The sequence below is a fragment of the Rhodococcus sp. WB9 genome (assembly GCF_007558985.1).
GTDB classification, from domain to species: domain Bacteria; phylum Actinomycetota; class Actinomycetes; order Mycobacteriales; family Mycobacteriaceae; genus Rhodococcus_F; species Rhodococcus_F opacus.
The window spans coordinates 1,647,912-1,668,162 of the sequence record NZ_CP041769.1; the positions used below are offsets into that span (position 1 = coordinate 1,647,912).

The 20,251-nt window shown below is 70.2% G+C and carries 16 protein-coding genes; 13 read left to right on the forward strand and 3 right to left on the reverse strand.

The window, feature by feature from the left end; all coding sequences use genetic code 11:
• Window positions 1–44: 44 nt before the first annotated feature.
• The gene (locus FND50_RS07900) at window positions 45–3,329 is read right to left on the reverse strand and encodes a BTAD domain-containing putative transcriptional regulator (protein ID WP_144285361.1); all 3,285 of its coding nucleotides are present in this window, start codon (window positions 3,327–3,329) and stop codon (window positions 45–47) included.
• 67 nt (window positions 3,330–3,396) lie between these two features.
• On the opposite strand from FND50_RS07900, the gene FND50_RS07905 reads away from it, so the two are divergent.
• The gene (locus FND50_RS07905) at window positions 3,397–4,071 is read left to right on the forward strand and encodes a hemerythrin domain-containing protein (protein WP_144285362.1); all 675 of its coding nucleotides are present in this window, start codon (window positions 3,397–3,399) and stop codon (window positions 4,069–4,071) included.
• On the opposite strand, the gene FND50_RS07910 is transcribed toward FND50_RS07905, so the two are convergent.
• Window positions 4,044–5,534 carry a phospholipase D-like domain-containing protein gene (locus FND50_RS07910; RefSeq protein WP_144285363.1) on the reverse strand — a complete coding sequence of 497 codons (1,491 nt, stop codon included), beginning with the start codon at window positions 5,532–5,534 and terminating at the stop codon, window positions 4,044–4,046. The two genes, FND50_RS07905 and FND50_RS07910, sit on opposite strands and share 28 nt — an antisense overlap.
• Window positions 5,535–5,650: 116 nt before the next feature.
• Here FND50_RS07910 and FND50_RS07915 point away from each other — a divergent pair, with 116 nt between their 5' ends.
• Window positions 5,651–6,751, forward strand: a complete 1,101-nt coding sequence (locus FND50_RS07915) for a lipase family protein (protein WP_144285364.1) — start codon at window positions 5,651–5,653, stop codon at window positions 6,749–6,751.
• On the opposite strand, the gene FND50_RS07920 is transcribed toward FND50_RS07915, so the two are convergent.
• Window positions 6,744–7,853: an NAD(P)-binding domain-containing protein gene (locus FND50_RS07920; RefSeq protein WP_144285365.1), complete on the reverse strand. Its 1,110-nt coding sequence runs from the start codon at window positions 7,851–7,853 to the stop codon at window positions 6,744–6,746. The genes FND50_RS07915 and FND50_RS07920 overlap by 8 nt on opposite strands.
• A 142-nt stretch (window positions 7,854–7,995) precedes the next feature.
• Between FND50_RS07920 and FND50_RS07925 the strand changes: the two genes are divergently transcribed.
• The 11 genes from FND50_RS07925 to FND50_RS07975 all read left to right on the forward strand — a co-directional run bounded on the left by FND50_RS07925 (window position 7,996) and on the right by FND50_RS07975 (window position 20,190).
• Window positions 7,996–8,727 carry an enoyl-CoA hydratase gene (locus tag FND50_RS07925; protein ID WP_186301252.1) on the forward strand — a complete coding sequence of 244 codons (732 nt, stop codon included), beginning with the start codon at window positions 7,996–7,998 and terminating at the stop codon, window positions 8,725–8,727.
• A 44-nt stretch (window positions 8,728–8,771) separates the two neighbouring features.
• Window positions 8,772–9,887: an MBL fold metallo-hydrolase gene (locus FND50_RS07930; RefSeq protein ID WP_186301253.1), complete on the forward strand. Its 1,116-nt coding sequence runs from the start codon at window positions 8,772–8,774 to the stop codon at window positions 9,885–9,887.
• Between the two features lie 50 nt (window positions 9,888–9,937).
• Entirely contained in the window at window positions 9,938–12,388 is a 2,451-nt protein-coding gene (locus FND50_RS07935) for an HAD-IC family P-type ATPase (protein ID WP_144285367.1), read from the forward strand.
• A 124-nt stretch (window positions 12,389–12,512) separates the two neighbouring features.
• On the forward strand, window positions 12,513–12,704 hold the full coding sequence (locus FND50_RS07940) for an antitoxin (RefSeq protein WP_005244012.1): 192 nt from the start codon (window positions 12,513–12,515) through the stop codon (window positions 12,702–12,704).
• Window positions 12,705–12,810: 106 nt separating this feature from the next.
• The gene (locus FND50_RS07945; RefSeq protein WP_144285368.1) at window positions 12,811–14,427 is read left to right on the forward strand and encodes a Na+/H+ antiporter; all 1,617 of its coding nucleotides are present in this window, start codon (window positions 12,811–12,813) and stop codon (window positions 14,425–14,427) included.
• Window positions 14,424–15,671, forward strand: coding sequence for a lipase family protein (locus tag FND50_RS07950; protein WP_144285369.1), 1,248 nt, complete (start codon window positions 14,424–14,426; stop codon window positions 15,669–15,671). The genes FND50_RS07945 and FND50_RS07950 overlap by 4 nt, the downstream gene beginning before the upstream one ends.
• Window positions 15,668–16,033 carry an MmcQ/YjbR family DNA-binding protein gene (locus tag FND50_RS07955; protein WP_144285370.1) on the forward strand — a complete coding sequence of 122 codons (366 nt, stop codon included), beginning with the start codon at window positions 15,668–15,670 and terminating at the stop codon, window positions 16,031–16,033. Before FND50_RS07950 ends, FND50_RS07955 begins: the two co-directional genes overlap by 4 nt.
• Entirely contained in the window at window positions 16,030–17,238 is a 1,209-nt protein-coding gene (locus FND50_RS07960) for a histidine kinase (protein ID WP_144285371.1), read from the forward strand. Before FND50_RS07955 ends, FND50_RS07960 begins: the two co-directional genes overlap by 4 nt.
• 33 nt (window positions 17,239–17,271) lie before the next feature.
• Complete coding sequence (locus FND50_RS07965; protein WP_144285372.1) at window positions 17,272–18,066, forward strand: LytTR family DNA-binding domain-containing protein; 795 nt, start codon at window positions 17,272–17,274, stop codon at window positions 18,064–18,066.
• Window positions 18,063–18,422 (forward strand): hypothetical protein, encoded by a 360-nt coding sequence (locus tag FND50_RS07970; RefSeq protein WP_011597296.1) that lies wholly within the window; start codon window positions 18,063–18,065, stop codon window positions 18,420–18,422. The genes FND50_RS07965 and FND50_RS07970 overlap by 4 nt, the downstream gene beginning before the upstream one ends.
• A 7-nt stretch (window positions 18,423–18,429) precedes the next feature.
• Complete coding sequence (locus tag FND50_RS07975) at window positions 18,430–20,190, forward strand: cation acetate symporter (protein ID WP_144285373.1); 1,761 nt, start codon at window positions 18,430–18,432, stop codon at window positions 20,188–20,190.
• Window positions 20,191–20,251: the final 61 nt, after the last annotated feature.

Genomic DNA, 20,251 nt, shown 5'->3' on the forward strand with positions numbered 1-20,251 from the left:
GGAAAGCCGGTTGGTTCTGTCTCCTCCGACTGTGCGCCCGGCGGCTAGTGGCCCACTTGGAACTCGCTTGGGTGGGTGGTCACCCGGGTGCGCGCGGCCTCCACCCAGGCCGGGCAGCCGCAACGTTCGGCCAGTTCGCGCGCCGCCGCGTAGTGGGCGCGGGCGTCCTCGGGCCGGTCGAGGAGCACCTCGAGGTCGCCGAGGATCGTGTCGACGGGGCCGACCGCGAACGCCGCCGTGTCGCCGCCGCCGATCTGGCCGCTGTACGGGCTCAGCTCCGCGTGCACGGCGGCCGCCTCGTCCCGGTCACCCAGCTGCGCGACGACGATGCCCCGCAGCGACATCATCAGGGAGTGGAAGAAGTCGCGGCGGACCGGGCGCAGATGACGCCGGACCTCACGCGCCCGGTCCGGTTTGCCGTTGCCGAGTAGCGCGAGGGCGTGCAGATCGGCGATCACGTCCGGCGCGGCACTGTCGACGGTCTCGATCACCGCCTCCAGTTCCCCGGCGCGTCCCTCGGTGAGCCGGAGCGTGAACTGTGCGAGGGCGAAGACGCTGTCGGCGTCGAGACCCGCCCGGGTCATCAACTCGTGGCCGCGCCCGTAGTGTCGTTCCGCTGCGGCCAGATCGCCGGTGAGGTGAGCGACCATCGCGCGGCTCATCTCCCGGGTCGCCTGCGCCTGCTGGAACTGATACCGGTCCGCCAGCTCCGACTGGATGCCCATGTGGTGTTCGATCGCCGGGATGTCACCGTTGCCGGAGGCGATCTCGGCCAACAGGTGGTGGCCCAGCATGGTGAACACGGGAAGCTGCGTCCGGTCGCCGATCCGGAGCAGCTCGTCGCCGATGACGTGGTCGCCGAGCGTGCTCGTCGGGGAGCCGGTGCCGGCGTGGACGGCGCAGAGCACCAGCCCGAGCAGCACCGGGTCGTCCAGGTCGCGGGCGAGAGTCTCGGCCTCCCGGACCGCGGAACCGGTGCGCTCGTGATCCTCCGCCCCGATCTCGTGGGCGAGTGTCACCAGCAGCCGGCACCGCACCGCCGGTTCCAGTTGCTCGTGCCGCAGCAACGCCTCGATCTGATCGACGACGGCCGTGTCCACTTCGCCGTATCGCCGATTGATCCACGGCGTCGGGGTGTCGACGAACGCGAGCACCCGGATCGCCAGGTCGGTGCGGCCCGCGTCCCGGGCGTGCGCGAGAGCCCTTCTCCGCGAACGGGATCCCGCCAGTCCGCTGCCGGCGGCGAGTTGCGTGCGGCTCAGTTCGGTGAGGAGTTCGATGCGCTCGTCCACGGACGCCGCTGCGTCCGGCGGCAACCGGTCGGCCGCTCGAAGGGCGTTGTCGAGGAAGCCGATCTCCGCGTCGTGGGCGTAGCGATCGGCGGCCTGCGCCGCGGCCGCGACATTGTGGTCGAGGGCCTGCCGCGCGGTGGCCGCAGACAGCGCCTCCGTGAAATGGTGGGCGAGAGCCGCGACGTCGTGCGGCCGTAGCTCCTCGAGTGCCGTCCCGACCCGCGCGTGCCAGCGGCTTCTGCGCAGCCGGGTGAGGTCGGAGTAGAGCGTGTCGCGGACGAGGGCGTGCGTGAACCGGACGGTCCCGGCGCGCGGCTCGCCGAGAAGTCCGGCGATCACGCCCGATTCGAGTGCGTCGAACACGGCGTCCTCGTCGATTTCGGCGGCACGGGTGAGGACGTCGATGTCGGATTCGCGGCCCACGACCGCGGCCAGCCGGAGAACGGACACGGTGAGTTCGGGGAGACGGGCGATCCGCCGGCGCAGGACGTCCCGCACCCCCTCAGGCACCTCCGACGTGGCCACCAGTTCACCCTCACTGGCCAGGAGCCGGGCGCTCTCCTGCAAGTAGAACGGGTTTCCGCCGGTGCGGTCGGCGAGTGCGCGGAGGGTGTCGGGATCGGGGTCGCGACCCGCCACGTGCCGGATCAGCTCGGCCGAATCCTCGGGTCCGAGTCCGCCCAGGCGGATGCGTGTCGGCTGCAGTGACGCGAGATCGGCGAAGCAGTTCTCCAGGTTCGGGTCCACCTCGTCCGGGCGGAACGCGAGGATCAGCAGGATCGGCGACCGCTGCTGCGCGAGCCGCACGAGGATCGCCAGGGTGTCCTCGTCGGCGCGGTGGACGTCGTCGAGGACGACGGCGAGAGGACCGTGCTCGCGGACGGTCCGGATGTAGTCGGCGACGGCACGGTGCAGCAGGAACCGTCCGCTCGGAGCGTCCGGCCGCGCCGCGTGCGAACGGTCGTCGGAGAGCAGGGGTGCCAGCGCGGCCGTCTCGGTGCCGGGGTCGACCTTCTCGGCCAGTGCGCGCAGGATCTCCACCCACGCCCACGCGGGCGGGGCGCCGTCCACTTCGGGGCAGCGACCCACCGCCACCTGCCACCCGGCGGAGTGCAACGTTCGACGGAACCGGCGCAGCAGCGACGACTTCCCGGATCCGGCGTCGCCGCCCAGGAGGACCACGGGGGTGCCGGGGTCGGCCATCAGATCGGTCAGGGTCGCCAATTCCTCGCTGCGGCCGAGGAACCAGGGGGCCGGGGTGGTGTCGACGGGCCCGGCGGCGAGGGCGGGTGCGGGTGCGGCCGGGACGGTGCCGGTGAGGATCTGGCGTTCGAGTTCCGTCAGGGCGGGACCGGGGTCGAGGCCGAGTTCGTTCGCCAGCCGGCCGCGGGCCTCGCGTAACGCGGCGAGGGCGTCCGCCTGTCTCCCGCTGCGGTGCAGGGCCAGAGCGAGCAACCGCCATCCCTCCTCCCGGAGCGGGTGTTCCCGGGTGAGGGTCTGCGCGTCGAGCACGGCGCCGGCCGCATCGCCGCTCGCGAGGGCGGCCGCCACCAGACGTTCGCGCGCGACCACCCGCAGTTCCTCGAGCCGGGCGATCTCGGTGAGAGCCCAGTGCTCACCGGCCACCTCGGCGAACGCAGGCCCCCGCCACAGGCTCAGTGCGCGCTCGAGATCGGCTCGCCCGGTGTCGGCGGTAGACCGGACCAGGTTCTCGAACTCCCACGCGTCGACACCGGACGGGGGCAGGGTGAGCGCGTAACCCGGGGCCCGGCTCACCAGGACGGTGGAGTCCGCTCGGGGCGCGCGGTGCGGCTCCAGCGCCCGGCGCAGATTCGAAATGTAGGCCTGAAGCGCGCCGACAGCCCGCGGTGGGGGAGCGCCGTGCCAGAGATCGTCGATCAGCCGATCCACCGGCACCACCTCGCCGCGCGCGACGAGCAGCAACGCGAGCACGGCGCGCTGGCGGGGGCCGCCGAGGTCCACCGCCCCCGATTCGTCCTCCGCCTCGAGCGTCCCGAGTACTCGAATACGCAGCATCGTTCAGCAAGCGTAAGCACTAGTGGCCTCCAAGTGCTCTCCAAGGCGCCGAGCCGACCCTGATCCCATGACTACGTCAACTGCCCACACCGTCCGCCCCGACACCCGCGAGATGGTGGTGGTCCACGACTGCTTCCGTCGCCAGTTCGCCGCGCTGCCCGCACTCGTCCGGGGTGTTCCCGCCGGAGACACCGCCCGGGCCGGGGAGGTGGTGACGTTCTTCGCGGAACTCGCCACCGCCCTGCACCACCATCACACGAGTGAGGACGACCTGCTGTGGCCGAAGCTGCTCGACCGCGCGCCCACCGACGCGGCGCTGGTGCTGCGGATGGAGGAACAGCACGAACGCATCTCCGAACTGCTGTCGCGGGCGCAGTCGCAGGGTGCCGCGTTCACGGCGGACGCGATTGACGGCGAGCCGCTGGCGAAGACGCTGACCGCGCTGTCCGCCGCGCTCGACGAGCACCTCGGCGAGGAGGAGCAGCGGATCCTCCCGATGGCGGAGCAGTTCATGACGCTCGCCGAATGGCAGGAGATGGGCGATCGTGGCCGCGCGTCGATCCCCAAGGACCGGCTGCTGGTGTTCCTCGGCTTCATCCTTCATGGGGCGACCCCCGAGGAGCGTCGAATGTTCCTGTCGGAGATGCCCTTCGCAGCCAGGATGGCGTGGTCGATCCTGGGGCGGCGGGCATTCCGCAAGGACTACCGGCGGATCTACGGCACCGAACCGGCCGCCTTCTGACGCCGGATCACCCTGCGCCGCAGCCGGCCCCGGCTGGTGCGCTCCCAGAGGCTGGGTGGTGTGCGCTCGGGATCCATCAGTTCGTTCTCGGCCAGCGGACTGTCTTCGTCCTCGACCGTCTCCGGCTCGAACTTCTCGAGGGTCCGGCCGCCGCCGCGCAGTGCCTCCACGGTGCCCAGGAACGACGTCTCGGTCAGCGTGTCCTCGAACAGCCCGGCCGGGACACCGAGGTGCTCGCAGACGAGCTGACGGCGAATTCCGAGAATGGTCTGCCGCAGCTCCTCACCGTTCGCCGTGTCCGCGGTGACCTCGACCGCCAGATCACACTCGGTGTCGAAGCCCATCGACCGGTTGTTGAGGTTCGACGAACCCACGCGCAGGAGCCGGTCGTCCATCACCAGCACCTTGGCGTGGACGTAGATCGGCTCACCGCCCGCCGTGACGGGGTAGTAGACACCCAGCCGGTTCCCGGTATCGGCCTGCCAGAGCAGGTGCAGCAACCGGCGGCGGGCGCCGTCCATGGCCTTCTGCTCGAGCCAGCCGTCGGCATTGCGCGGCAGCACCAGCACGATCTCCGGTCCGTCCGGTTCCTGTAGTCGCGCGGCGATCGCCTCGGCGAGGGTGCGGGAAGCCAGGTACTGACTCTCGATGTACAGCGTCCGCTCGGCGCCCGCGATCGCAGCCAGATACAGGGCCTCGATCTCCCGGACCTCGTCCCGAGCGGCGAGCTCCGGCAACGTGCGCGCGATGCCCACGTCGACGGAGCGCATCGCCGGCTTCAGCCCCTCCGGCCACGGCGTCCTCCCCGCGATCTCGTCGACGGGCGCCAGATCCTGCCCCGTTGCCGCCTTCCACCGGGTGCGGGCGAGCTCGCCGATGGCCTTCGCCGCGTCCCCGTCGACGGCGGTCGTCGCGTCGTGCCACGGCCCGTACCGCTTGCCGTTCGGCTGCGTCCGGTAATGGTTGCGGTCCCGATGTTCCGGGGTGTCCCACCGGTCCACGGTCATGTCGATGCCGCCGCAGAACGCGAGCGCGTCGTCGATGACGACGATCTTCTGGTGGTGCGCCGAGCCGACGGGGTGGGCGGCGTCGAGTTCGAAGTGCAGGCGGCGGTCGGTCACCCAGTTGACCACGAAGATCGGCGTCATGCCGCGCCCGATCGCGGTAAAGGCTCCGATGTTCCATTTGAGCAGGTAGATGTCGAGATCGGGGCGTTCCCGCGTCAGCCAGGCCAGGAACCGGCCGAGCTGGTTGGGGCCGTCGAGCGTCTTCTCGTCCGGCTCGAACTTGATCCTCGTGTCGAAGTCCCAGCCGATGAGGATGATGCGCCTGCGAGCCTGCAGCATCGCGGACTTGGCATGGCGGAAGTAGTCCGCCGCATCGATGATGCACGCGAGACGATCGGCGTGGGCAACCTGCCAGCACGTGTCACCGGGAGTCAGGATCGTGCCGTCGTCGCTCATGTGTTTTCCGCTCTCCCGATCTCGTTCGTCCGCCCGTCCCCTGCGGGTGGACGATTCACAGTACTGCGCCACCCCCGCGCAGCTACCGTTGAGAGGTGCGGAGGTGGTGGCGCATCGTGGCGTTGCTCGCACTGGTCAGCGTGCTGTGGGCACCAACTGTCGGTGCGGTTCCGTTGCGGGCCGGTTTGAGCCCCGGCACGGTCGTCGCCTCGTCCGAATTGCCGGCGGAACTCTGGCTCCGCGGAACCGGCAGTGCCTACCGAATGACATACCTGACCACCGACCGGCACGGCATCACCCCGTGCACCGGGATGGTATTCGTGCCGCCCGGTTCACCGCCCGCCGGGGGCTGGCCCGTCATCGCGTGGGCGCACGGAACGGTCGGGGACTCCGACGCCGACGCACCGTCCGTGACCGGGGTCGACAGGGAATCCTCCGACTACGTGAGCAGCTGGCTGCAACTCGGTTACGCCGTGGCCGCCACCGACTACGTGGGCCTGGGCACCCCCGGGGTGCCGCCCTACCTCGACGGGAAGGTCGCCGGGCGCAGCGTCGTGGACTCCGTGCGCGCCGCCAGGGCGATCGATGCCGATCTCTCCGCCAGATGGATGGCGGTCGGACTGTCCCAGGGCGGGCAGGCCGCGGTGTTCGCCGCACACGCTGCCACGACGTACGCGCCGGAACTGGACTACCGCGGGGCAGTCGCGAACGGGGTGCCGTCGAACATCGAGACGGTGGCGAACTGGAGTGGTCCGTTGTTTCCGCCGCAGGGCCTCGCCGGTCTCACCGTGTACATCTCGTACCTGATCGCCGGGGTCCGTGACGCGTATCCCGAACTGGACATCGACAGCTACCTGACCCCGGTCGGGAAGCAGTTCGTGGACGCCGCTCCCGAAGTGCCGTTCCGGCAGTTCGCGGCCATGACCCGCAACGTGTCGGTGGCGCAGATGCTGTCGCGGGCACTCGACGTCCCGGCGCTGCAGGACGCGTTGCGCGAGTATCTCGAGGTCCCGGTCGCGGGTTACGACCGCCCGCTGCTGCTCGTCCAGGGGGTCACCGACGCGTCGGTGCCGATCCCGCTGACGGAGAAGCTTGTCGCCGAGATGCACAGTGCAGGAACCGATCTCGACTACCGGGTGTATTCGGGCGGTCACTTCGGCAGCATGTACCAGGCCGGCCCCGACCAGGCGGCGTTCGTCGCCTCGCTGATCAGGTAGGGCGTTCGGATCCGGCCGGCACGCCGAGGTGCCGGGTGAGTTCGCGGGCCGCGGCCTGCCCGGCCCGGTTCGCGCCGATCGTCGACGACGACGGGCCGTAGCCCACGAGGTGAATCCGCGGATCCGACGCCACTTGGGTGGCCAGGCGTCCTGTCATCGTGATCCCGCCGCCCGGCCCGCGCAACCGCAGCGGGGCAAGGTGATCGAGGGAACTGCGAAAACCGGTGCACCACAGGATCACATCGACCTTCAGCTCGCGGCCGTCGGACCACCGGACGCCGTCCGCGGTGATCTCGCTGAACATCGGTTGCCGCGCCAGCACCCCGCGTTCGCGGGCGGCGCGGATCGCAGGCGTCACGGGCAGTCCCGTCACCGACACCACCGAACCCGGCGGCAGCCCGCGCCGGACCCGGTCCTCGACGAGAGCGACGGCGGCACGGCCGATCTCGGGCGTGAACGGCTCGTCCCGGAACTCCGGTGGGCGGCGCGTCACCCACGTGGTGGTCGTGACGCGGGAGATCTCGTCCAGCAACTGCACCGCCGAGATGCCACCGCCCACGACGAGCACGTGCTGTCCCGCGAAGTCCTGCGCCGAGGCGTAGTCCTTGGTGTGCACCTGGCGGCCGGTGAACGACTCGGCGCCGGGGTAGCGGGGTATGAACGGGCGTTCCCACGTACCCGTCGCGTTGATCAGACCGCGGGCCGACACGACGCCGCGGTCGGTCTCGATCCGCAGACGCTCGCCGCGCGCACACACCACCCGCGTGTGCACGGGACGGTGCACCGGCAGTTCGAACTGTTTCTCGTATGTCGCGAAGTACTGGGGGACCGCGGACGCCGCATGCACCAGCGCGGCCTCCGGGTCGTTCGGGTCCACGCCGATCGTGTCGGCGAAGCCGAGCCCGGGAAGGTCGTGGACACCGTTGACGGTGCTCAGTGTCAATGACGGCCACCGGAACTGCCACGCGCCGCCGGGCCCCGGGGCGTGATCGAGCACCACGAAACCGGACTCCGGTTCCACCCCGAACCTGCGCAGATAGTAGGCGGCAGACAGCCCCGCCTGCCCCGCGCCGATCACGGCCACGTCCACATCGCTGTTCATGTCGGTCCTCACCTCCACCCTCACAACTACCGGAGAGCCTCGTGTGTTCCGGCCGATTCGGCTGTGGTTGGCTACAGACGTCCAGTCGGGTGGGCAGCGGAGAATCGTCAATGGACAGCAATCACGAAGAAAGCGAGTGGACATGATCGGGACGAGTCGTGACGGCGACGTCTTCACCCTCGAACTGCAACGCCCCGACCGTCGCAATGCGTTGAACACCGAGATCTGCGAACACCTGCGGGAGGAGACGGAGAAGTCCGTCACCGACGGCGCACGGGTGATCGTCCTCACAGGGCAGGGCAGCGCGTTCTGTGCCGGCGCCGACCTGTCGGGCGACGTGTACGCCGACGGATTCACGGACACGCTGCTCGAGATGCTGCACACCATCGACTCGGTGCCCGTCCCCGTCATCGCCGCAATCAACGGCCCCGCGATCGGCGCGGGCAGCCAGCTGGCGCTCGCCGCGGACCTGCGTGTGGTCGCTCCCGAGGCGCGCTTCGCCATCCCGGCCGCCAAACTCGGGATCTCCGTGGACCGGTGGACGGTGCACCGTCTGGCGGCCCTGATCGGCGGCGGACCGGCACGAACGATCCTGCTCGGTGCGGAGGAGGTCGGTGCGGACGAGGCACTCGCGCACGGCCTCGCCAACAAGCGCGGCGACCTCGCCGTCGCACAGCAGTGGGCGCACTCGATCGCGCGCCTGGCGCCGCTGTCGCTGCAGCACCTCAAGATGGTGCTCAACGACGACGGCACCCAGAGCCCGCCGCCGCCCGAGCAGCTCGCGGCGTTGCATGCGGCGTGGAAGAGCTACGACGCGCAGGAAGCGCGCGCGGCACGCGCCGAGAAGCGTCCGCCGGTCTTCCGGGGTCAGTAGCCGCTCGCCGCACCTTTCCCGCACGCGTGGTTACAGTTGTCGGGGTGAAAGCGAAGAACGCTGTGACGACTGTTCTGGCCACCGCCGCCCTCGGGTGGCTGACGCGGGCCGCGTGGGGGCTTCCCTCTCAGATCGGTGCGTCGCGTGCCAAGGTGCGCCCATACGCCGCGACGTCGCCGCGGTACCGCGACCGGCAGTTCCACAACACCGATCCGAGCAGCATGATGCTGCCCGGATCGGAGACCGGGATCGTCAAGGCACTGATCACGCGGGGCAGCGCGGGACGCCCGCGCAGGCCGATCCCGCTCGCGACACCCCTCGCGCCCGTCGAGGCCGCCGACGCAGCGGTCACCTGGTACGGCCATTCGAGCGTGCTCGTCGAGGTCGACGGGTTCCGGGTGCTGGCCGACCCGGTGTGGAGTCATCGGGTGTCGCCGTCCGCGATTCTCGGTCCGTCCCGCATGCACCCGACCCCGGTCCCGCTCGCCGACCTGCCCGTTCTGGACGCGATCGTCGTCTCGCACGATCACTACGACCACCTCGACATGGCCACCGTGCAGCAACTCGCCGCCACGCAGAAGGCGCCGTTCGTCGTTCCGGTCGGGCTCGGTGCGCACCTGCGGCAGTGGCGGGTGCCGGAGGAGCGGATCGTGGAACTCGACTGGGACGAGTCGACCACGTTCGGCGCACTCACGCTCACGTGCACCGAGGCCCGGCACTTCTCCGGGCGCGGGCTGGTACGCAACACCACCCAGTGGGCGTCGTGGGTGCTCGCCGGACCGAACCGGAAGGTGTTCTTCGGCGGCGACAGCGGGTACACGCCGCGGTTCGCCGACCTGGGCCGCCGGTACGGGCCGTTCGATCTCACGCTGCTGCCCGTCGGCGCCTACGACACGCGGTGGGCCGACATCCACATGAACCCGGAGGAGGCGGTGCAGACCCACGCCGACCTCAACGGCGACGACGGCACCCGCGGTCTGCTGGTGCCGGTGCACTGGGCCACGTTCAACCTCGCGTTCCACTCGTGGTCCGAGCCGATCGTCCGGCTGCTCGCGGCCGCGCAGGAGAAGGGCACCCCGGTGGCCGTACCGATGCCCGGACAGCGCATCGACGCGTTGAAGCCGGCGGCCCAGACACCGTGGTGGTCCGCGCTCGGCTGAGTCCGGCGCGCATCCCCTCCGAGCGAAGCGTGTGTGCGTAGCCTTTGACCATGGCATACGACGAAACGGGCACCGACAGCGTTGCAGTCGTCGCAGTGGAGGGGTTGACGGCCGCCCAGGTGGCGGAGCGGGTGGCGGCAGGCAAGACCAACGACGTGCCCGATCGGGCCGGCCGATCGGTCCGCGACATCGTCCGCGCCAACGTGTTCACCCGGATCAACGCGATCCTCGGTGTCCTCCTGATCATCGTGCTGGCCTCCGGTTCGATCATCGACGGCATGTTCGGCCTGCTGATCATCGCCAACAGCGGGATCGGCATCATCCAGGAAGTGCGGGCCAAGCGGACCCTCGACAAACTCGCGATCGTCAGCCAGACCAAACCGGTGGTGCGCCGCGACGGTGCCGCCGTCGCGATGGCACCCCGGGAGGTCGTGCTCGACGACATCATCGAGCTCGGCGCCGGCGACCAGATCGTCGTCGACGGTGTCGTGGTGGAGGCGATGTCCCTCGACATCGACGAATCCCTCCTCACCGGTGAGGCCGACCCCGTGCACAAGGACGCCGGCCAGCAGGTGCTGTCGGGAAGCTTCGTCGCGTCCGGCAGCGGCTGTTACCGCGCCACGAAGGTCGGAAGCGACGCGTACGCCGCCAAACTCGCGGACGAGGCCAGCAAGTTCACGCTCGTGCACTCGGAGTTGCGCAGCGGCATCGACAAGATCCTGAAATTCATCACGTATCTGATGGTTCCGGCCGGTCTGCTGATCATCTACAACCAGTTGTTCTCCAGCGGCGAGTCGATCCGGCCGGCGCTGAGCGGGATGGTGGCCGCGCTGGTCCCGATGGTGCCGGAGGGACTGGTGCTGATGACGTCGATCGCGTTCGCGGTCGGGGTGGTCCGGCTCGGTCAGCGGCAGTGCCTCGTGCAGGAGTTGCCCGCCATCGAAGGTCTCGCACGCGTAGACGTGGTGTGCGCCGACAAGACCGGAACGCTCACCGAGAACGGCATGCGGCTGTCCGAACTGCGATGCGCCGACACCGCCGACACCGAACCGTCCCGTGCGGCACTCGCCGCGATGGCGGCGTCCGACCCGCGGCCGAACGCCAGCATCCTCGCGATCAAGGAGGCGTTCCCCGACGACCCCGGATGGGGTGACGCCACGGCGGAGGCGCCGTTCTCCTCGGCCGAGAAGTGGAGCGGACAGTCGTACGGCACCCACGGCAACTGGGTCCTCGGTGCGCCGGACGTGCTCCTCGACCCCGGCAGCGACATGGCCAGGCAGGCCGAGGACGTGGGGTCCTCGGGACTGCGGGTGCTCCTGCTCGGCAGTTGCGACGTTCCGGTCGACCACCCCGCGGCGCCGGGCGCGATCACACCCCGGGCACTGGTGATCCTGGAGCAGCGGGTGCGTCCCGACGCCCGCGGCACCCTCGAGTACTTCGCGAGCCAGAACGTCACGGTGAAGGTCATCTCGGGTGACAACGCCGTGTCGGTCGGCGCGGTGGCCGGATCGCTCGGACTGCCCGGCGGCGACCGTCCCGTCGACGCCCGCGAACTGCCCGACGACCGCGACGCTCTCGCCGAGACCCTGGAAACGTCCACCACGTTCGGCCGCGTGCGCCCCGATCAGAAGCGGGAGATGGTGGGGGCTTTACAGTCTCGCGGTCACACCGTCGCGATGACCGGCGACGGCGTCAACGACGTGCTGGCCCTCAAGGACGCCGACATCGGGGTGTCGATGGGCTCGGGCAGCCCCGCCACCCGCGCGGTGGCGCAGATCGTGTTGCTGGACAACAAGTTCGCCACCCTGCCCTACGTGGTGGGTGAGGGCCGCCGGGTGATCGGCAACATCGAACGCGTCTCGAACCTGTTCCTCACCAAGACCGTGTACTCGGTGCTTCTGGCGTTCCTCATCGGCATTACCGGTGTGCTGTCGCAGATCTTCCATTTCGAGCCCGTGCCGTATCCGTTCCTGCCGCGGCACGTGACGATCGCTGCCTGGTTCACCATCGGCATTCCTGCGTTCATCCTGTCGCTGGCTCCCAACAACGAGCGGGCGCGCTCCGGCTTCGTGCCGCGCGTGATGCGTCTCGCCGTGCCGTCGGGGGTGATCATCGGTGTCACGACGTTCATTTCGTATCTCCTCGTCTACGCCGGCCCGGATCAGACGGAGACGCAGAAGATCCAGGCGGGCACGTCGGCACTGATCACCCTCATCATGATCGCGCTGTGGGTGCTGGCCGTGGTCGCGCGGCCGTACGTGTGGTGGAAACTGGTGCTGATCTTCGGATCCGTAGCGGGATATCTCATCCTGTTCGCGTTGCCGTTCACGCGGGAGTTCTTCAAACTCGATCCGACCGACGTCGGCGCCACGACCTCCGCTCTCGTGTGCGGGCTCGTGGGAGTGGTTCTCGTCGAAATCGGATGGTGGGTGACGGGCCGCCTGCACGGTGAGCATCGCAGCCTCTTCGCGGTGCCGGAAGACCTGCCGGGCGTGCACTGACGCGACTACCGCTCGCGACGATTCGAACGGTTGGCGTCGCCGAGCCAATGCTGTGAGACTGGGTGCACGGCGAGTGATCGAACTCGGTCGGAATGCGTGCGCATGCACCGGAGGAGGAAGAACGATGAGTTTCGTCGACACACTGAAGGGCCTGCTGGGCAAGGGGAGGGAAGCCGCTTCGCAGAACGCGGACAAGGTTCACGGCGCCATCGACAAGGCCGCCGACGTCGCGGACAGCAAGACCGGCGGCAAGTACAGCGACAAGATCGACAAGGCCGCCGACGCGGCGAAGAAGGCGGTTCCTCCGAAGGAGTGAACACTTCTCACACAGACGCGCGTGGGCCCCGGTTCTCGGACCGGGGCCCACGCGCGTCTTCGGAGATGACCCGCGCACGGCGGGCAGGCGCGGCAGAATCGGTGTCGTGAACGGCGTCCTCGTGCTCCTCGTCATCATCGCGGCCATCGCCGTGACGAGTTTCGCGAAGCGCCGGGACCTGCAGGCGCCGCTGGTGCTCGTGACGATCGGGTCGGCGGCGTCGTTCATCCCCGGGATGCCACGCCTCGAACTGGACCCGGAGGCCATCCTCGGTGTGGTGCTGCCGCCGCTGCTGTACTCCGCGGCGCTCAAGTTCTCGGTGGCCACGTTCCGGCGCCACCTCGCACCGATTCTCCGGCTGGGGATCTTCACCGTCCTGGCGACCGCCGTCGGGGTGGCCTTCTTCTCCAACTGGCTGGTCCCCGAATTCACGCTCGGCGCGGCCCTGGTCCTCGGCGCCGTGGTGGCGCCGACGGACGCGGTCAGTGCCGTCGCGGTCGGCCGCAGGCTCGGCCTGCCGAACCGGGTGATCGCGATCCTCACCGGTGAGGGACTCGTCAACGACGCCACCGCGCTGACCCTGTTCACCGTCGCCGTCTCCGCCGTCGTCGGAGCGAAGATCCCGGTCCATCCCATGGTGTTCTTCGGCTACGAGGTGGTCGGCGGGGTCCTGATCGGACTGGTGCTCGCCAAGATCGTCGAGTGGGTGCGTCACCGCATGTACGACTCCCCGCTGGAAACGGTGCTGGGGCTGATGCTCCCGTTTGCCGCGTACCTCGCCGCCGAGGAGGTGCACGCCTCTGGTGTGCTGTCGGTGGTCGCCGCGGGGTTCCTGATGGGGCACAAGGCCACCGACGCTTCCGTGGCCACCCGCATCCAGGAGCGGTCGCTGTGGGAGAGCGTCGACCTCCTGCTCGAGATGTTCGTGTTCGCCTACATGGGACTGCAACTGAAGTTCGTCATCGACGACGTCCGAGACCAGGGCCTACCGGTGCACCACGTCTTCTTCTACGGCTTCGCGGTCCTCTTCGTGGTCATGGCGATACGGCCGGCGTGGATCCTGCTGCACTGGCTCCGCCGCCGGGTCGGGCTGGCGATCGAGGCGCCGGGCGGCTCGGTGGAACTCGGATGGCGGGAGAGCCTCGTCGTGTCCTGGGCGGGAATGCGCGGGGTCGTCACGCTCGCCGCCGCGTCCGGTGTGCCCGTGGTCATCGCGAGCGGGCAGCCGTTCCCGGGGCGCGAGGTGATCCAGGCGATCGCGTTCGTCGTGGCCGTCGGCACGCTGCTGATCCAGGGCGCCACCATGCCGCTGCTGATCCGAAGACTCGATCTGGCGGATCCCGGCGAACGCGAGCGCGAGGAGGAACAGGTGAAGCTGGCCCGCGCGATCTCCCGCGACGCAGGCGAACGGGCCCTCGTCGAGTTCGCCACACACCCGCCGGAGGGAATCGACCGAGCCGACCTGACCGACATCCTCGACCGGGTGCGTCGGTCGATGCGGGCGCGACTCCAGGCCGAGGAAGCGGAAGACGCCGCGGAGAAGCAGCGGGCCGGCGCACTGTTCGACCACTACCGTCGCGCGGCCCTGCGCGCGCAACGCGAGGCGATCATCGCCGCCCGCGACGCGGGCACGCTCGACGACGAGGTGATGCGTAGCGTGTTGGAAGGCCTCGATGTGGAGGAGGCAGCAGCCGAGGAGCGGGTGCGGAGACGGCGCGAATGAGGTGCGAGGTGGGTGTGCGTCCGGTGCGAACCGCCGTGGTCGCCCTTGCCGGTGTCGTGGCGCTGACCGCCTGCGCCACGGACGAGGCGTCCCCGGGCCCGTCTCCCACCACCTCGCTGGCCGCGCCCTCCGCCCCTTCCGGTCCGCAGGCGCCGACAGGGGATCAGCGTGGCGCTCTGATGAGCCAGGAGCCGGTGCCCGACATCGATCCGGCGATCACCGCACTCGGCGCTACGGCCACCCGGGTCGTCTACCGGTCGACGTCCGGTGTCGACGGCGGCGGCTCGGAGGTCGTGGGCACGGTCTTCACTCCCGCAGGCCCCGCACCGGACGGCGGCCGGCCTGTCGTCACGGTCGGGCACGGCACCACCGGCGTCACCGACGAGTGCGCCCCCTCGTCGTCGCCGACCCTGCTGGGCACGACGAACCTCGTCCGCCCGCTGCTGCAGCGAGGGTACGTCGTGACCGTCACCGACTACCAAGGACTCGGCACCGACGGCCCGCATCCCTATCTCGAACCCGACACCGCCGCCTACGACCTGATCGACGCGGTCCGGGCGGCGCGCAACGTGGTGCCGGACGCGTCGACGCGCTGGGCGGCGATCGGGGTCTCGCAGGGCGGTCAGGCGTCGTGGTCCGCGGCCGAGCACGCCGACGACTACGGCGACGGGCTCGAGTTCGTCGGCTCGGCGAACCTGTCACCCGCGGCCGATCTGTCGGGGATCGTCGCCGACGGGACCGTCGAACCTCTGTCGTGGCCGCAGAAGATGTTCCTTCCCTACCTCCTCGAGGGACTGAAGGTGGTGCACCCCGAGCTGAATCCGGACGACTACATGCGCGGCGCGCTCGCCGCCACTCCCGATGTCACGCTGTCGTGCGTCGCCGCGAAACTCCCCGAGAAGTGGACGGTGGCAACCCAACTCACCCCGGCCGACACGGGTCCGCGGACGGAGGCCGACGCCGAGCGCATGCGAGGGTGGCTCGAGGACATCGCCCTGCCGAAGAACGGGGCGGGCGGGCCGATGCTCGTCGTCGTGGGGGAGCGGGACAACCTCATTCTGCCGCAATGGACTTCGCAGGCCGTCGACCACGCGTGCGCACTCGGCGACGTCGTCGAGTTCGACTCCCGGCCCGGCGAAGGGCACGCCGACGGGCGCTCCGTCCCCGGCGCGGTGCAGTGGATCGCCGACCGCTTCGCCGGCGTGCCCGCACCCGACACGTGTCCCGAGGGAGGAACACCGTGAAAAACGGCGATCTCGAACGGCTGCGGACGCTGTGCCTCGCCCTGCCCGAGGCGACGGAACGGGTCAGTCACGGCGAACCGGCGTGGTTCGTCCGCAAGGGGCCGCAGTTCGCGTCACTCGCCGACCGTCACCACGACGACCGGGTGTCGTTCTGGGCGGCGGCTCCGCCGGGGGCGCAGCAGGATTGGGTGCAGCGTGATCCCGGCAGGTTCTTCGTCCCGCCGTACGTCGGGGGACGCGGGTGGATCGGCGTCTTTCTCGACGTCCCGCAGGATTGGGACGACGTCGCCGACATCGTCGAGGACGCCTACCGCACCGTCGCCCCGAAGACCCTGATCGCCCGACTGGACGCCGGCGAATGACGGGAACCGTCGTCGCCGTCGTCGCGTTGCTCGTCCTCATTCCCGTCGTCGCGTTCACCGCGGTGTGGCTGCGCGCCCGGCGCGAGCTGACCACCCCCACCGAACGGGCCGTTCACACCACCCTGCACACGGCGTCGCTGGCGGCGCGGCCGTTGCGGCGGGGACTCGACGAGACGTCGGCGGAGGAGGCCGCGCCGCACCTGCGCCAGCTGACCGGCGCGCAGGCGCTGGGCGTCTTCGACGCCGCCGGTGACCTGCTCGCATGGAGCGGACCGCACGAGGCCATGACCGAACAACTGCACGATGCGGCCGCCCGCGCCGTCGACGGGGAGCGCCGGGTGCTCGTCGCCTACGGGGGCCTCGTCCGGGGCGCGGGCGACAACGCGGTGCGGGCGTTGATCGCCCAGCCCCTGCTCATCGAGGCCACCGGCGTGGTCGGGGTGCTCGGCATCGTCACCACGGAAGACCCCGGCCCGGGCATGCTCGGCGCCGTCACAGAGGTCGCCCGGTATGCGTGCAGCCAGATCGAACTCGCCGACCTCGACGCGTCCCGCGCCCGACTCGACCGCGCCGAGGTCCGGGCGCTGCGCGCGCAGATCAGCCCCCATTTCATCTACAACGCGCTGAACACGGTGGCGTCGTTCGTCCGCACCGATCCCGATCGCGCCCGGGAACTGATTCTCGAGTTCGCCGACTTCACGCGGTACTCGTTCCGTACGGCGGGGGAGTTCACCGTGCTGGCCGACGAACTGCGCAACATCGACCGTTACCTCACCCTCGAGCGCGCCCGGTTCGGCGACGCACTCGCGGTGAAATTGCAGGTGGCGCCGGAGGTGCTGAACGTGGTGCTGCCGTTCCTTGCATTGCAACCGCTGGTCGAGAACGCGGTGCGGCACGGAATCGCCGCCAAACCGGACGGTGGCACCGTCAGCATCGTCGCCGCCGACGAGGGCACCGACTGCGTGATCAGCGTCGAGGACGACGGGGTCGGCATGGATCCCGACCTGCTGCGGTCGGGGTCGCTGGACTCGGTGGCCGAGACGTCGGGGGTGAAGGAGGCGGCGCACGTCGGGCTCGCCAATGTCGACGACCGCCTGCGCGCCGCGTTCGGCAACGACTACGGACTCGTGGTGGAGACCGCGCCCGGTGCGGGCACCAAGGTGAGCATGCGCGTCCCGAAGTTCCGGCGGGGGATCTCGACGTGAACGGGAAGAGTCCGTGCGACGATTGCTGTCGTTGTGAACCACACTGACGACAAGTCTCCGGACGCACCCCTGACCGTGCTGGCCGTCGACGACGAGAAACCCGCCCTCGACGAGCTGGCGTTCCTGCTGCGCGCCCAGGACGCGGTCGGGGACATCCGGACCGCGGGAGATGCCACCACGGCGCTGCGCATACTCCGCGACGGCGAGATCGACGCCGTCTTTCTCGACATCAACATGCCCGGACTCGACGGTCTCGAGCTGGCCGGGATCCTCGCGAACTTCGCGTCCCCACCGCAGGTGGTGTTCGTGACCGCCCACGACGACCGGGCCGTCGCCGCATTCGACCTCGGAGCCGTCGACTATCTCCTCAAACCCCTGCGCGAGGAGCGGCTGGCGGAGTCCGTGCGCCGCATCGTCGAGGGGCGCCGCAGGCGGGTCGACGCGGGACCGGCCGCCCCCACCGACGAGGTGATCCCGGTCGAACTCGGCGGCATCACCACGCTCGTGCACCGGTCCTCCGTCGAGTGGGTCGAAGCGGAAGGCGACTACGCCCGACTGCACACCGCGGACGGCTCCCACCTCGTCCGCATCCCCATCTCGGCACTGGAGACACGCTGGGCGGACGCCGGGTTCCTGCGAGTCCACCGCTCGTATCTCGTCGCGTTGCCGCGGGTCACCGGAATCCGGACGGTCGGCAACGGTCTCGTCGTGTGCCTCCGCGCGCACGGCGACCACCCGCCCGTCGAACTGCCGGTCAGCCGCAGGCACACCCGGATGCTCAAGGACCGGCTGGTCCGGGCGCCGAAACAAACGTGGACCGCGCGATGAGTTCGCCCGAGCGGGTTCGGGTCGTGCTCGCCCAGCGCCGCGGTGCGCGGATCGTCCGCACCCGGGTCGAGGTGCAGGAACAGACCGCGGTCGGGGACGCGATGATCCGGGGGCTGGTGCGCACCCAGCTCGTGCTGGCCATCCGGCTCGCGCTCCTCGCGGCGTGCCTGCTGTGCGCGGTGCCGCTCGTGATGTTCCTGTTCCCGGCGTTGTCCGACGTGGCCGTGCTGGGGATCCGGTTGCCGTGGGTGGTGCTCGGGGCGCTCGTGTACCCGGTGCTCCTGACCACCGGCTGGATCTATGTGCGGCAGGCCGAGCGCAACGAACAGGAATTCGCCGACCTGGTGGACGACTGAGCATCCCGTGACCACCGACCAACCCATTCCCTGGCTGACCCTGGCCGGTCTCGCCGCGGCCGCGGTCGCGACGGTGGCCATCGGCATCTACGGAGTGCGGTTGGCGCGCACCACCTCCGACTTCCTCGTCGCGTCCCGCAGCGTCGGGCCGCGGTGGAACGCCGCCGCCATCTCCGGCGAGTACCTTTCGGCCGCATCCTTTCTCGGTGTCGCCGGCCTGATCGCGAAATACGGTGCCGACGCCCTCTGGTACCCGATCGGGTTCACGGCCGGCTACCTCGGGCTGCTGCTGTTCGTCGCCGCACCGCTGCGACGCTCCGGCGCGTACACGGTGCCCGACTTCGCCGAGTTCCGGCTCGGCTCCCGCCGGCTCCGCACCCTCGCGATGCTCGTCGTCGCCGCCGTCTGCGCGCTGTACCTCGTCCCGCAACTCCAGGGCGCAGGGCTGACTCTGAATATTTTGCTCGGGGTGCCGACCTGGGTCGGGGCCGTCGTCGTCGGGCTCATCGTCATCGCCAACGTGGTGGGCGGCGGCATGCGGTCCATCACATTCGTCCAGGCCTTCCAATACTGGCTGAAACTCACCGCGGTCGCGATCCCGGCGTTGGTGCTGTCGGTGTACTTCTTCGGCGACCACCACGAGCTGGGCGCCGCCGCACCACCCTCCGTGAGCGAGCAGACCACGGTCGACATCACCACCGACGTCGTCGTGCAGGTGTCCGAACCGGTGACCGTCGGCGGGTCGGGGACGATCGACGGGGCCCCGGCGAGCGGTGACGTTCTCCTCGAGCCGGGCGAGCACCACCTCGGCGAGGGCACGTCGATGACCCTCGAGGCGGGCGCCCCGGTGCCCGTGGTCGCGGGCGCTCCCGCCGACAACTCCGACTGGATCGCCCCCGGCTGGGGATTCGGCGGCGACCACCCGATGTACCAGGTGTACTCGCTGATCCTCGCCACGTTCCTCGGCACGCTCGGGCTGCCACACGTGCTCGTCCGGTTCTACACCAACCCCGACGGGCGGGCCGCGCGGCTGACGTCGCTGGCCGTGGTCGGGCTGCTCGGAGTTTTCTACCTGTTCCCGACGCTGCTCGGGGTGTTCGCGCGGCTGTACGTGCCGCAACTGCTCATCACGGGCACGTCCGACGCCGCGGTCCTGCTGCTGCCCGGCTCCGTGATCTCCGGGTGGGCCGGGCAACTCCTCGCCGCGCTGGTCGCGTCCGGGGCGATCGCGGCGTTCCTGTCCACGTCGTCCGGTCTGCTGGTCAGCATCGCCGGGGTGCTCAGCACCGACGTCCTGCGCGGGCGGATCCGGGACTTCCGGATCGCCGCCGTCCTCGCCGGGGCGGTGCCGCTGGTGCTGTCGCTGGCGGTGACGTCGCTGGACCTGTCGCGCACGGTCGGGCTGGTATTCGCGGTCGCGGCGTCGACCCTCTGCCCGCTGCTCGTGCTCGGCATCTGGTGGCGTGGACTGACCGCCGCCGGGGCGGGTGCCGGGATGGTCGCGGGCGGGCTCGTCGCCGGCTGCGCGGCCGGGGTCTCGGTGCTCGGCGGCTTCATCACCGTCGACGTCTGGAACGGCTGGCCCGCGGCGATGGTCGCCTACCCCGCGGCGGTCAGCGTCCCCCTGGCCTTCGTCACGATGGTGCTGGTCAGCAAGGCGACGAAGCGTCAGATTCCCGCCGACCTCAGTCGGATCTTCACCCGCATGCACGCCCCCGAGCGGCTCGGGGTGGGCTCCGACCGCGAGAGGGAGCTCCGCTCCCCGTGAGCCTTTTTGGTAGCTCCCGCAACCAGAAAGGCGCACGGGCGGCGGAGCCGCTCGTCGCGAT

Coding starts and splice junctions, on each gene's coding strand:
- FND50_RS07900 (WP_144285361.1), bottom strand. CDS start 3,329: ATGCTGCGTATTCGAGTACTCGGGACGCTCGAGGCGGAGGACGAATCG.
- FND50_RS07905 (WP_144285362.1), top strand. CDS start 3,397: ATGACTACGTCAACTGCCCACACCGTCCGCCCCGACACCCGCGAGATG.
- FND50_RS07910 (WP_144285363.1), bottom strand. CDS start 5,534: ATGAGCGACGACGGCACGATCCTGACTCCCGGTGACACGTGCTGGCAG.
- FND50_RS07920 (WP_144285365.1), bottom strand. CDS start 7,853: ATGAACAGCGATGTGGACGTGGCCGTGATCGGCGCGGGGCAGGCGGGG.
- FND50_RS07925 (WP_186301252.1), top strand. CDS start 7,996: ATGATCGGGACGAGTCGTGACGGCGACGTCTTCACCCTCGAACTGCAA.
- FND50_RS07935 (WP_144285367.1), top strand. CDS start 9,938: ATGGCATACGACGAAACGGGCACCGACAGCGTTGCAGTCGTCGCAGTG.
- FND50_RS07940 (WP_005244012.1), top strand. CDS start 12,513: ATGAGTTTCGTCGACACACTGAAGGGCCTGCTGGGCAAGGGGAGGGAA.
- FND50_RS07950 (WP_144285369.1), top strand. CDS start 14,424: ATGAGGTGCGAGGTGGGTGTGCGTCCGGTGCGAACCGCCGTGGTCGCC.
- FND50_RS07960 (WP_144285371.1), top strand. CDS start 16,030: ATGACGGGAACCGTCGTCGCCGTCGTCGCGTTGCTCGTCCTCATTCCC.
- FND50_RS07970 (WP_011597296.1), top strand. CDS start 18,063: ATGAGTTCGCCCGAGCGGGTTCGGGTCGTGCTCGCCCAGCGCCGCGGT.